The 13,648-nt window shown below is 38.5% G+C and carries 11 protein-coding genes and 2 tRNA genes; 2 read left to right on the top strand and 11 right to left on the bottom strand.

The features are described from left to right. From RG565_RS01975 to RG565_RS01955, 5 genes are all read right to left on the bottom strand, one after another. On the bottom strand, nt 1-723 hold the full coding sequence (locus tag RG565_RS01975; RefSeq protein WP_106083547.1) for a CoA transferase subunit A: 723 nt from the start codon (nt 721-723) through the stop codon (nt 1-3). Between the two features lie 17 nt (nt 724-740). After that, the gene (locus tag RG565_RS01970; RefSeq protein WP_003042664.1) at nt 741-1,520 is read right to left on the bottom strand and encodes an enoyl-CoA hydratase/isomerase family protein; all 780 of its coding nucleotides are present in this window, start codon (nt 1,518-1,520) and stop codon (nt 741-743) included. A 300-nt stretch (nt 1,521-1,820) separates the two neighbouring features. Next, the gene (locus RG565_RS01965) at nt 1,821-2,999 is read right to left on the bottom strand and encodes an acetyl-CoA C-acetyltransferase (protein ID WP_247936582.1); all 1,179 of its coding nucleotides are present in this window, start codon (nt 2,997-2,999) and stop codon (nt 1,821-1,823) included. A 15-nt stretch (nt 3,000-3,014) separates the two neighbouring features. Next, complete coding sequence (locus RG565_RS01960; RefSeq protein WP_106083544.1) at nt 3,015-3,863, bottom strand: 3-hydroxybutyryl-CoA dehydrogenase; 849 nt, start codon at nt 3,861-3,863, stop codon at nt 3,015-3,017. A gap of 96 nt (nt 3,864-3,959) precedes the next feature. Further along, nucleotides 3,960-5,168 (bottom strand): acyl-CoA dehydrogenase family protein, encoded by a 1,209-nt coding sequence (locus tag RG565_RS01955; RefSeq protein WP_003029666.1) that lies wholly within the window; start codon nt 5,166-5,168, stop codon nt 3,960-3,962. 350 nt (nt 5,169-5,518) lie between these two features. Here RG565_RS01955 and RG565_RS01950 point away from each other — a divergent pair, with 350 nt between their 5' ends. Beyond that, nucleotides 5,519-6,835, top strand: a complete 1,317-nt coding sequence (locus tag RG565_RS01950) for an FAD-containing oxidoreductase (RefSeq protein WP_247936581.1) — start codon at nt 5,519-5,521, stop codon at nt 6,833-6,835. 203 nt (nt 6,836-7,038) lie between these two features. Here the strand turns inward: RG565_RS01950 and RG565_RS01945 are convergent, their stop codons facing one another. Together RG565_RS01945 and gyrA are read right to left on the bottom strand one after the other, a co-directional pair. Further along, complete coding sequence (locus RG565_RS01945) at nt 7,039-7,782, bottom strand: class A sortase (protein WP_247936580.1); 744 nt, start codon at nt 7,780-7,782, stop codon at nt 7,039-7,041. Nucleotides 7,783-7,802: 20 nt separating this feature from the next. Beyond that, the gene (gene gyrA, locus RG565_RS01940) at nt 7,803-10,250 is read right to left on the bottom strand and encodes a DNA gyrase subunit A (protein WP_247936579.1); all 2,448 of its coding nucleotides are present in this window, start codon (nt 10,248-10,250) and stop codon (nt 7,803-7,805) included. A gap of 198 nt (nt 10,251-10,448) precedes the next feature. On the opposite strand from gyrA, the gene RG565_RS01935 reads away from it, so the two are divergent. Beyond that, nucleotides 10,449-11,432 (top strand): L-lactate dehydrogenase, encoded by a 984-nt coding sequence (locus RG565_RS01935; RefSeq protein WP_003024429.1) that lies wholly within the window; start codon nt 10,449-10,451, stop codon nt 11,430-11,432. Between the two features lie 131 nt (nt 11,433-11,563). Here the strand turns inward: RG565_RS01935 and RG565_RS01930 are convergent, their stop codons facing one another. The 4 genes from RG565_RS01930 to RG565_RS01915 form a co-directional block, all read right to left on the bottom strand. Next, nucleotides 11,564-11,968, bottom strand: a complete 405-nt coding sequence (locus tag RG565_RS01930; RefSeq protein ID WP_247936578.1) for an NUDIX hydrolase — start codon at nt 11,966-11,968, stop codon at nt 11,564-11,566. A 66-nt stretch (nt 11,969-12,034) separates the two neighbouring features. Further along, nucleotides 12,035-12,106, bottom strand: a tRNA-Arg gene (locus tag RG565_RS01925). Between the two features lie 82 nt (nt 12,107-12,188). Further along, nucleotides 12,189-13,388, bottom strand: coding sequence for a 30S ribosomal protein S1 (gene rpsA, locus RG565_RS01920; RefSeq protein ID WP_003029657.1), 1,200 nt, complete (start codon nt 13,386-13,388; stop codon nt 12,189-12,191). A gap of 161 nt (nt 13,389-13,549) precedes the next feature. Further along, nucleotides 13,550-13,621 (bottom strand) — tRNA-Gln (locus RG565_RS01915). Nucleotides 13,622-13,648: the final 27 nt, after the last annotated feature.

Below are 13,648 nucleotides of genomic sequence, written 5' to 3'. Positions count from 1 at the left end.
TTAATTTACCCCTGCCAATTTTTTAGTCTCTATCCAGAGGTCGCCCATCATTTTATGATGTTCTTTAGAAGTCAAGCTTTCAACAACATAGTCTACAAGAATTCCGGGAATATATACATCGTTAGGATCAATTTCACCAACTTCAACAATTTCATTGGCTTCAACAATCACTGTATCAGCTGCAAGAGCCAGCTGCAATGAAATATTTTTAGTTGTCCCATCAATGTATAAATTGCCATATTTATCTGACTTGGTAGCCTTAATCAAAGCAACATCAATTTTCAAAGGGTCATAAACAAGATATTCTCTGCCGTTGCGAGCTACTTTTTCATAATCTTTTTCCAAAATAGTCCCAACGCCAGTCGGAGTCAAAACAGCTCCCAAACCAGCACCCGCAGCATGAAGTCGTTCAACCACGGTTCCCATTGGTGTGAATTCAACTTCCATATCACCGCTAAAATATTCATGTTGTACGGCAGCGGAAGTACCCACGTGAGCTGCAATATATTTTTTAACTTGGTGATTTTCACACAAGCGACCAACGCCAATCTCTTTACCCGGTTGTGAGGTAACAACAGATACTATTGTTAAGTTCTGTTGATTTTGTCGAACCAATTCTTCAATGAGTTCAAATGGCTCACCCACTCCAAGAAAACCTGAGATACCTACAATATCTTCAGATTTAATGTTAGAAATTGCTTCTGATAATGTTACAATTTGCATGCCAATATCTCCAATTATTACTTACGATTAAAAACCGCCTTGCGTTTTTCTACAAAAGCACGCATCCCTTCTACTTTGTCCTCTGTAGAGAACAACAATGCTTCAGCTTCCGTTTCAAGTCTGATAGCATTTTTTAGTGGGAGTTCCGAACCAACTTGAATGACATGCTTAGCTTTTTCCACAGCTAATGGTGCATTCTTTATCATGGCTGCAGCCAATTCTTCAGCTGAGCTTAATAGTTCTTCGACGGAAACCAGCTTGTTAAGAATGCCTAGTTCATAGGCTTCTTGACCTTTCACCGTACGAGCAGTGAAAATCAATTCTTTCGTACGGCTTGTTCCAATTAAACGAGACATACGTTGAGTACCAGCGAATCCTGGGATAATACCCAAGCCGACTTCTGGAAAGCCTACAACTGTTTTTTCATATCCAATACGAATATCCGTTGAAAGTGCCAGTTCCATTCCACCTCCGAGTGCATAGCCATTGAGTACCGCAATCGTTGGCTGACGTAAATCTGAAAGGCGAGTAAAGGTATTGTTTGCAAATGTCATGTATTCAAAAGCTTGAATTGGTGACATTAAGTCCATTTCCTTAATATCAGCCCCAGCTACAAATGCTTTTTCTCCTGATCCTGTCACAATGACAACACGAATGTCTTCACTGTTTTCAACTTGATCAAGAACTTCATTCAAATCAGCCAAAACCTGAGAACTCAAAGCATTTAAAGCTTCAGGACGGTTGATCGTGATGTAGCCGATTCTGTTTTTAACTTCTAATAAAACAGTTTTACTCATTTTACTGCTCCTACTTATAAAATTTGAGTTATAAAGTATATAGTGTCAACAAATACTTGAACCAAAAATGTAAGAGCTTACAATGCTATGATATCTCATTTTTCCACTCTCGTCTACTTAATCCTAATTTATAACTCTATAAGTTAAACTTATAGAGTTATAAAAAATACTAAGACTTTTTGATTTTCAAAATAAAAAACAAATTCTACTAAGAATCATTTAAGATAAACGTCTTAGATAGAATTTGTTTTACAGAGTAAAAAAATCAAATGGTAAATTAAATTTAGTAGGTAATTATTTTTAACGTTCTACAATGACTGCTGTGCCCATTCCTCCTCCGATACAAAGAGTTGCAAGACCACGTTTAGCATCGCGTTTTTCCATTTCATGCAGCAACGTAACCAGAATACGGCAGCCTGATGCCCCGATTGGATGGCCAAGTGCAATGGCTCCGCCATTGACATTTACTTTTTCTGGGTCAAAATTCAACTCTTTTCCAACAGCACACGCTTGAGCTGCAAAGGCTTCATTGGATTCAATCAAATCGAGATCTTCAACTAATAATCCACCTTTTTCAAGCGCTTTGCGAGAAGCATAAATTGGTCCACAACCCATGATTTTTGGATCTAAGCCCGCACTAGCATATGATTTAATAGTTGCTAAAACGGGGATGCCTAATTCTTTTGCTTTTTCTGAACTCATGACAACAACTGCTGCTGCTCCGTCATTGATACCAGAAGCATTACCAGCCGTGACAGTTCCACCTTCTTTAAAGACAGGACGCAATTTAGCCAAACCTTCTAATGAGGCATCTTTTCTTGGAAATTCATCCGTATCAAAAATAATTGGCTCACCTTTTCTTTGTGGAATAACCACTGGAACAATTTCTTCTTTGAAACGTCCAGCTTCAATAGCTGCCACAGCACGTTGTTGAGATTGCACAGCAAAAGCATCTTGAACTTCACGAGAAATATCATACTGCTCTGCTACATTTTCAGCAGTAATTCCCATATGGAAATCACCAAAAGCGTCAGTCAGACCGTCGCGCAACATAGTATCAACAACTTTAGAGTCTCCCATACGAGAGCCCCAACGTTGATTTTGCAGCACGTATGGTGCTTGGCTCATATTTTCTGCACCACCCGCTACGATGATATCAGCATCTCCACAAAGGATAGCTTGTGCGGCCAACTGAACAGTTTTAAGCCCTGAACCACATACTTTATTGACTGTGAATGCTGGAGAAGATACAGGGATACCTGCATTGACACTCATTTGACGTGCCACATTCTGACCAAGTCCTGCCCCTAAAACATTTCCCATAATCACTTCATCAACTTGTTCAGTCTTCAAATTTGCTCGTTCCAGCGCGCTTTTGATAACCAAACTTCCCAAATCAACAGCTGAAATATTTTTCAAACTTCCACCAAAAGAACCTAATGGTGTACGAACTGCTGATACAATAACTGCTTCTTTCATTTCTTGCTCCTTACCTTAGTATTTAAAGAAACCTTCCTTGGTCTTACGACCAAGTTTATTAGCTTCAACCATTTTTTTCAACAATGGAGCAGGACGATATTTTGGATCACCAAACCCATTATTCAATACGCCCATAATAGCTAAGCAAACATCCAAACCAATTAAATCTGCTAAAGCCAAAGGACCAATTGGATGATTAGCTCCTAGCTTCATCGCTTCATCAATTTCTTCAGCTGATGCTACTCCTTCTCCAAGAATGAAAATTGCTTCATTAATCATCGGAATCAACACTCGATTTACAACAAAACCATAAGAATCTCTAACATCAACTGCTGTTTTACCGATTTTGTCAGTCAATTCACGAACAGTTTTGACTACTTCTTCTGATGTTTGAAGTGCCTTAATGACTTCGACCAATTTCATAACAGGAGCAGGATTAAAGAAATGCATACCAATAACTCGTTCTTGATGCACTGTTGCTGCTGCAATGTCAGTAATTGACAAAGATGATGTATTGGACGCTAAAATTGTTTCTGGTGTTGTTAATTCATCTAATTGTTTAAAAATACTCAACTTAATGTCTCGGTTTTCAGTAGCAGCTTCAATAACTAACTGAACATTTTTTGCATCTTCGTATGAGGTTGAGGGAATCAACTTACTCAAAATACTATTTTTATCAGTTTCTGATAGACGACCTTTCTCTACAGAGCGTGTCAATTGCTTGGTAATATTCCCGATTCCTCTTTCAACGAATTCGTCTTTAATATCATTCAAATACACTGTAAAGCCTGATTGGGCAAAGACTTGTGCAATACCACTTCCCATCTGACCTGACCCAATGATCATCACTTTTGAAATATTCAATTTTCTCTCCTATCTAATATTAACATTATAAAGTTTAAAATGAAAGAATAGGAACGATTGAATGATGAATACTCTTCAACCGTTCCTGCTTTGTCATTATACAAATGCACCTAAGCCAGTAATTTCACGACCAACAATCAAAGCGTTGACTTCATGAGAACCTTCATAAGTATAAACAGCCTCAGCGTCTGCAAAGAAACGGGCAACATCTGTTTCAAGAGTGATTCCATCCCCTCCGCCTACTTCACGAGCAAGGGCAACAGTTTCGCGCATAACGAGTGAATTATGCATTTTAGCAAGGGCAGAATTTAACATTAATTCATTGCCAGCTTCTTGCATTTCAGCAAGACGAACTGAGTAAGCAATAGCTGCCACGGCGTTTGCTTGCATTCTAGCCAATTTTTCTTGAATGATTTGGAATTTAGCAACTGGACGTTTAAATTGTTGACGGTTTGTAGTATATTTTAATGCTGCAACAAATGAACCACAAGTTATTCCCATAGCAATATGAGCCACATCAGCACGAGTAAATGTAAGAATGCGAGCTACATCTTCAAAACCATTGATGTTTACCAAACGGTCTGAGTCTGGAACTTCAACATTTGTCATTGTGATATGACCATTTCGAACACAACGAAGTGCAATTTTATGTTGAATAACTTCTACATCGTAACCAGGAGCTCCTTTGCGAACGATAAAGCATTTAATTTTGCCATCTGCAACGTCACGAGCAAATACTGGAATAACATCAGCTGTATCTGAACCACCAATCCAACGTTTTTCACCGTTAATAATCCACTTGTCTCCTACACGTTCAGCAGTTGTTGCAAGCCCACCTGCGATGTCTGAACCAGAAAGTGGTTCTGTCAAAGCAAAACATCCTTGCCAATCAAACGCTGCTAATTTAGGAAGAAATTCTTTTTGTTGGCGTTCGTCTCCACCGAGTAAAATTGTGTTATAGCAAAGTCCACCATGCACAGTATAGAATGTAGCCATTGATGTATCAAAGCGAGCCAATTCCAAATAAAGGAACGCAATATAAAGTTCTGACGGTTTATAACTGCCTTCACGTCCTTCGAACAATTTAGGATTGTTCATAATTTGAGCGCCTTTGGCAACTGCGTAAAATTGTTCAAATGGAAAATCAGGTTTTTCCCAATGTTCATTGATCACAGGACGAAGATGTTTTTCAATCAAACGACGAGTTTCTTGCAAAACTTCTGCTTCTCCCAGTGTCAGACCGTCTGCATAGTGAAAGAGATCTTCAGGATATAATTCACGTAAAATTTCTTCTTTGGTTGCCATAATATGGACTCCTTTATAATAATGTTATAAGAGCGCTTTCATTTCAAGGCTCAGTATTTGTTGACGCTTACATTTTATATCAGATATGGTCTTGTGTCTACTTAAGAAAAATTAATCGTCCCATAAGTTTCTATTATACATATTGATTTTACTGACGTTTCAAAGGATAAAGGCAAGATTTTACAAATAAAATTTTTGCAAAATCTAAAAATTTATTTGTAAAAATAATTGAATTTCTAAAAATATTTTCTCTAATTCCAAAGAAATTCTTTTCCCCAATCCTCCAGAGCAAAATGCGAGCATTTGAAAAATGAATATGTTACAATGCTTATAAAAACGGAGGAAAAATCATGTTAACATACGATTTAATTGTTATTGGTTTTGGTAAAGCTGGAAAAACATTGGCAGCAAAAATGGCAACACAAGGAAAAAATGTTGCCTTAATTGAACGTAGCAAAGCCATGTACGGTGGAACTTGTATCAATATCGCTTGTATTCCAACCAAAACTTTATTAGTCGCCGCAGAAAAAGGACTATCATTTGAAGAAGTAATGGCTGAGAAAAATGAGGTTACTAGCAGACTTAATGGGAAAAATTACGCAGCCATTAGTAGTGCTGGAGTAGATATTATTGATGCAGAAGCTCATTTTCTGTCTAACAAAATAATTGAAATTGTAGCAGGCGACGAAAAGCAAGAGCTAACAGCCGAAAATATCGTCATCAATACGGGCGCTATCTCAAATATTTTACCAATTCCAGGACTTACTACAACAAAAAATGTTTATGATTCAACAGGCATTCAAAATCTTTCTACATTACCTAAACGTCTTGGCATCCTTGGTGGTGGAAATATCGGTCTTGAATTTGCAGGACTTTTCAATAAGCTAGGAAGCAAGGTTACTGTCCTTGATGCTGCTGATACTTTTTTACCACGTGTAGAGCCTTCAATTGCCACTTTGGCTAAACAATATATGACGGAAGATGGCATTGAAATTCTTCAAAATATTTACACTCAAGAAGTGAAAAATGACGGTGAAGAGGTGCTTGTCATTGCTAAAAACGAAATATTTCGCTTTGACGCTTTGCTTTATGCTACCGGTCGTAAACCAAATATCGAACCATTAAAACTTGAAAATACAGACATCCAAGTTACAGACCGCGGTGCTATCCAAGTGGATAAGCATTGCCAAACAACTGTTCCTGGTGTCTTTGCTGTTGGTGATGTCAACGGTGGACTACAATTTACTTATGTTTCGCTAGATGATTTTCGTGTCGTTTTCCATTACTTAGCCGGTGATGGCTCCTACACACTTGAAAATCGCAAATATGTACCGACTACCATGTTTATCACTCCCCCACTTGCACAAATTGGTTTGACAGAAGCCCAAGCTAAAGAACAAGGCCTGCCCTATGCTACTAAAGAAATTCCAGTTGCAACCATGCCACGTGGACATGTCAATGCAGATCTTAGGGGAGCGTTTAAAGCTGTTGTTAATACAGAAACTAAGGAAATTTTAGGGGCTACTATCTTCTCGCAAGGTGCTCAAGAAATCATTAACATTCTAACTGTAGCTATGGACAATAAGATTCCTTATACTTATTTCACAAAACAAATCTTTACTCATCCAACTTTGGCTGAAAATCTTAATGATTTATTTGCGATTTAGTCACGACTTCTGCACTTCGACAAATATGTTGTCATAAACCACTTTGATTTCATTCGACAAAAAAGCAAAAGTGGGATAAGGCTGAGAACTAAAAATTTTTAGCCCGTTCTCTCACTCTTACAAAGCTTGCTCAAGTATCGCGTGACTATTTATTTCCATCATAAAAACGAGGCTGAGATATTATCGTCCCAACCTCGTTTTTATTATAGCTGCATTTGATTATACGTTTTACTAAATGCATTTAAAATTTCTTTTGGAGCCCCTTTATAAGAAGTCTCTCCTTCTAGCGTTCCTTTAACAATCGTTCGTGACGTAGCCGCAGCATCTTCACAAGTCACCAAAGTCACTTCATTGACACCTTCGCGGTCATTAATCACATCTACTCTATCAGGTGCCACATTCTCAACTGAAGTAATGGAATAAGTATAAATTTTTTCCTTATCTGTCAGATAAATTTTCATTCCGGCTTTAGCACGATCTAAAGGAGAAAAGAGCATATTGCTTGCACCTGTAATCCCAAATACATGGTGACTAGCCAATGCATAATTCCCTTTCCCCATTTGCTGTGTTTCTTTCATCGTACCTGCGCCATAATAAAGACCCACATTGCCCAAGCCTTTAAAAATTGGCAAATTCATCGAAAGTTCAGGAATAGCAATTCCACCAATAACTGGTAATTGCTGTGCTTTCCATTGCGCATTAATCACATCTTCGGTAGACAGCGATTTAACTTTATCGAAATTAAAGCTAGTTTTGGCTTTTTTATTTTGAGTGATTTTATCTTTTGAAACATTGCTCACTTGATATCGATTGGTATGCCAAACCATGATCATATTCCGAATAGAAGAGTTGAAAATAAGTGCAAGTGCAACAATGATTAACAATGTCGCAATAATATTAATCAGAATATTTTTTCTTTTATTATGTTTTTTTCTTGTTGATGACATAACATTTCCTTTTATTTAGTTTATTCTTCATCCACTTCTTTTTCATTCTCTGCTGCAACGCTTGTAAAAGTAACAATCTGCGCTCCCTTATCTAGTCGCATTACTTTAACACCCAAAGTTGCACGTCCTGTTTGAGAAATATTAGCAACATTTGTCCGAATAATAACCCCTGTATTTGTGATAATCATCAAATCTTCATCACCATTCACAGCCATAAGCCCCGCTAATGGACCATTTTTCTCAGTAATATTAGCTGTTTTCATTCCTTTTCCGCCACGACCTTTCGTAGCGTATTCACTAGCTAAAGTACGCTTGCCATATCCTTTTTCAGTGATAACTAACACTTCTTGATCATTCGAAATGACACTTGCTCCTACAACATGGTCATCTGCACGCAAATTCACTCCGCGCACACCGGTCGCAGCCCGTCCCATGTTTCGGACTTGGTTTTCGTTAAATCGTACAGCATATCCCATTTTGGTTCCAATAATGATATCTGCTTGTCCATTTGTCAAAAAGACGTTGATGAGTTCATCCTCATCTTTTAAGTTCAAAGCTTTCAGACCATTTTGACGAATATTAGCAAACTCTGTTACGCTTGTCCGCTTCACAACACCATGGCGCGTTGTGAAGAAAAGGTAGGAATGATCATCATGCTCAGCTTGAACATTGATAATCGTCTGAATTGTTTCACCTTCGTCTAATTTCAACAAATTAACAATTGGCAAACCTTTCGCTGTACGGCCGTATTCAGGAATTTCATAACCTTTCAAGCGATAAACGCGACCTTTATTGGTAAAGAAGAGTAAGCGATCATGTGTGCTGGTAGAAACTAATTCACGGACAAAATCGTCATCCTTTACACCTGTTCCTTGAATACCACGACCACCACGTCTTTGCGCAGTGAATTCATCTTGGTTCAACCGTTTGATATAGCCTTTATTGGAAAGTGTAATCAAAACATCTGCTTCTTCGATGAGATCTTCATCTTCCAAAGACAGTACTTCACCAACCATTAGTTCTGTACGACGTTCGTCAGAAAACTTACGTTTAATCTCTTCTAATTCTTCCTTGATAATCGCAACAACTCGTTCTGGTTTAGCTAAAATATCTGCTAAATCTGCTATCAATTTCATCAAGTCGTCATATTCAGATTGAATCTTATCCCGTTCCAATCCCGTTAAACGGCGAAGACGCATATCCAGAATCGCCTGACTTTGACGTTCGGATAATTCATAGCGTGCCATCAACTCTGCTTGCGCTTCTGCATCTGTCTCACTGTTTCGGATGATGCGAATCACTTCATCAATGTGATCAAGTGCAATCAGCAAACCAGCTAAAATATGTGCACGAGCTTCCGCCTTTTCCTTATCAAAAACCGTCCGACGTGTCACCACTTCTTTTTGGTGTTCAATATAAGCAAGCAAAATCTCGCGTAAAGACAGAATCTTTGGCACTCCATTTTGGATCGCCAGCATATTGAAACTAAAATTCGTCTGCATTTGCGTTAATTTAAATAAATTGTTCAAAATAACATGCGCACTTGCATCCCGCTTCACATCAATGATAAAACGAACCCCTTCACGGTTAGATTCGTCACGAACCGCTGTAATTCCGTCAATACGTTTTTCTTGAACCAGTCGCACAATATGCTCATGAACTTTGGTTTTATTGACCATATACGGAAATTCAGTGACGACAATTCGTTCACGACCAGATTTAGTTTCTTCGATTTCTGTCCGAGCACGTAAAACAATGGAACCCTTCCCAGTTTCATAAGCGCGATGAATGCCTGATTTCCCCATAACCAAAGCGCCTGTCGGGAAGTCTGGACCAGGCAACACTTCCATAAGGTCACGTGTGGTCACATCTGGATTATCCATGACTAATTTTACAGCATCAATGGTCTCACCAAGATTGTGAGGAGGAATGTTTGTTGCCATTCCCACAGCAATACCTGTCGCCCCATTGACCAGCAAATTAGGAAAACGTGACGGTAAAACTAATGGCTCACGCTCACTGCTATCATAGTTATCTGCAAAATCAACTGTATTTTTGTTAATATCACGTAACATTTCAAGCGATATTTTGCTCATCCGAGCTTCTGTATACCGTTGTGCCGCAGGACCGTCTCCGTCCATAGAACCAAAGTTTCCGTGACCATCTACTAACATGTGACGGTAAGACCACCATTGCGCCATCCGCACCATTGCTTCATAGATAGAAGAATCTCCATGTGGGTGATATTTACCCATAACATCACCCGTGATACGAGCAGATTTCTTATGTGGTTTGTCAGGAGTCACCCCCAGCTCATTCATCCCATACAATATTCTTCGGTGAACAGGCTTTAAACCGTCTCGAACATCCGGAAGAGCACGAGCAACAATGACACTCATGGCGTAATCAATGAAACTCGTCTTCATTTCGCTCGTTAAATTCACATTTACTAAATTATTATCCTGCATTAAAAAATGCCTCTCTTCATTTATATGACCATATCATTATAACATAAATTGGGATTTTTTTCAGTAAACATCCCTTATTGTAAAAACGTTTACATAAGATGATATGTATTATATTCGTGACAAAATGTTACAAAAGTGATAGAATAGATGTGTAAAGGGAAAACGTTCCCCAATAAAATAAAGGAGATGTTTAGCAAAATGACTCTTACTAAACAACATAAAAAAGTCATCCTTGTCGGTGACGGTGCTGTAGGTTCTTCTTACGCATTTGCTCTTGTCAACCAAGGAATCGCCCAAGAACTTGGTATTGTTGATATTTTCAAAGAAAAAACGGAAGGGGATGCTGAAGACCTCAGCCATGCCTTGGCTTTCACTTCACCTAAGAAAATTTATTCAGCAGAATATGCTGATGCACACGATGCAGATCTTGTCGTTTTGACTGCTGGTGCACCACAAAAACCAGGTGAAACTCGTCTTCAATTGGTTGAAAAAAATCTTCGTATCAACAAAGATGTTGTTACTAAAATTGTTGCTTCAGGATTCAACGGTATCTTCCTCGTGGCTGCTAACCCTGTTGACATTTTGACTTACTCAACTTGGAAATTCTCTGGATTTCCTAAAGAACGTGTCATTGGTTCAGGTACTTCTCTTGACTCAGCACGTTTCCGTCAAGCACTTGCTGAAAAATTAGATGTAGATGCTCGTTCTGTCCATGCTTACATCATGGGAGAACATGGTGATTCAGAATTCGCTGTTTGGTCACATGCCAACGTTGCAGGTGTCAACCTTGAAAATTATCTTCAAGACGTAGAAAACTTCAATGCTGCTGAATTAGTTGACCTGTTTGAAGGTGTCCGTGATGCTGCATACTCAATCATCAATAAAAAAGGTGCAACTTTCTATGGTATCGCAGTTGCCTTAGCTCGTATCACAAAAGCTATCCTTGATGACGAAAATTCAGTTCTTCCACTTTCAGTATTCCAAGAAGGCCAATATCCTGGCGTTACAGATTGCTACATTGGACAACCAGCTATTGTTGGCGCACATGGTATCGTACGTCCAGTAAATATCCCGTTGAATGACGCTGAAAAACAAAAAATGCAAGCTTCTGCTAAACAACTAAAAGATATCATCAACGATGCCTTTTCTAAAGAAGAGTTTGCTTCAGCAGCTAAAAACTAAAGAATTTCCTTTCTTACTCCTTGTTTTATCAAGGAGTTTTTTCATATCTAAAATGGATACGATAAAGTCATAATGCCGTGCAAATCAGCTTTATCGTACCCATTTATTTTATATAATCTCACTTTATCAATTTATTTCAATATATTTTTTAAATAAGGAACAGTCTTCTCACCCTTCATGTCTGACAGCACCCGAATCCAGCGAAACGCTGTATGCTCTTCTGGATCAAGTTTAATCTCTCTATATTCCAGCAATTTCGCCTTATACACTAGACGCGTAAAAACAATGCCCTTTGTATTATCATAACAGCTATCCTCATGAAGAATCGAACTTAATTGTACCTTTTGGTTGACTTCTTCCATTGCTTCACGCACAGCTCCTTCTCTTGGCAATTCGTCTTCTTCCACGCTACCTCCTGGAATATCCCAATATTCGGGATACATGTTTGGAGAACCACGTTTTATTTTACTTCGTTTAATAAGCAAATATTTTCCATCTTTTGCAATTAGAGCATGAGCAATCAATTTCACAGGCATTGGTAATCTCCCTTGTAAAAATAAAAAATCTTGCATATAACAAGATTTATAAGCAGATAACAATTATCCACCCTGAGGGAATCGAACCCCCATCTCAAGAACCGGAATCTTACGTGATATCCATTACACTAAGGGTGGCAACTATTATAGTATACACAAAAAATGAAAAAATAACAAGTAAAAAAGGACTGAAAACATAATTCCAATCCCTTTATTTTGCTTATAATTCAATGTCACCAAACAAGTCAGCCATTGAAAATCCAGTTTGAGTTTCTGGAAGCTCAAAGTCACGTTTTTCTTGACGTTTTTGACGACGAGGACGTGATTGACGTTTTTCTTTTTGATCATCTTCTTGTACTGGACGTTCTTCAAGAGCTTTGATAGAAAGTGATACACGTTCTGCATCAGCATTTACATCAAGAACTTTCACAGTTACTTCTTGACCAACTTTAAGCACATCTTTCGGATTTTCAACACGCTTGTGTGAAATTTGTGAAATATGGACAAGTCCGTCAATACCTGGCAATACTTCAACAAAAGCACCGAAATCTGTCAAACGTTTAACTGTGCCTTCAATCACATCACCAGCAGCTAATTTTTGTTCAACACCGTCCCATGGTCCAGGTGTTGTAGCTTTAAGAGAAAGTGATACGCGTCCTTCTTCTTCGTTCAAATCAAGAACTTTTACTTCAATTTCATCGCCAACTGATACAACAGATTTTGGTGAAACGTTGCGTTCGTGTGACAATTCAGTTAAGTGAACAAGTCCGTCAACACCACCAAGGTCAATAAAGGCACCAAAGCTTGTGATACGTGCAACTTTACCAGTCACGATGTCACCAACAGCCAATTTACCAAACACTTCAGCACGTGCTGCTGCAGCTTTTTCTTCTACTACTTCACGGCGTGAAAGAATGAAACGATTTTCTTTTGGATCCACTTCTTTAATTTTTGCTTCAAATTCTTGACCTACAAAACGTTCAGTATTACGAACGAAACGAGTATCTAGCATTGAAGCAGGAATAAATCCACGAAGTCCTTCAAATTCTACTGAAAGACCACCTTTAACTGCACGAGTACCTTTTACAGTAACAACTTCTTCTTCACGTCCAACCAACTTGTCCCATGCCTTGCGAGCTTCTAAACGTTTTTTAGATACAAGGTAAGTAACTGTATCAGTATCTTTACCAACTACTTGACGAAGAACAAGCAATTCAAGTGTTTCACCTGGTTTTACAAGGTCGTTAATGTCAGCTTCACGATCGTTTGTCAATTCACGAAGGGTTAACACACCTTCTACACCAGTTCCAGCGATTGCAACATTAGCTTGGTTCGCATCAACAGTCAATACTTCAGCAGTAACGACATCGCCTGGCTCAACTTGGCTAACACTATTTAGCAAATCTTCAAATTCATTCATCTAAAAAAATCCTCCAACAATCAAGCATTTCTTGCTTGACATACTTATAATATTTTTCCTAAGCACCGCAATGACATGAACTATCTTTAACGTTTCCCACCCTATAAAGAAATAAAATACCCTAAGATATTTTACCATTTATCTGATATATTACCTAAGAACTGGGGTAGCTGGATTCGAACCAACGCATGAGGGAGTCAAAGTCCCTCGCCTTACCGCTTGGCTATACCCCAAAAAGAACGCGGACAAAATCCTTTAAA

This window comes from Streptococcus sp. IsoGale021 (assembly GCF_031142795.1).
GTDB lineage: Bacteria > Bacillota > Bacilli > Lactobacillales > Streptococcaceae > Streptococcus > Streptococcus hominis.
Note: the sequence above shows the minus strand (reverse complement) of the source record. Positions and strands in the feature narration are given on the sequence as shown.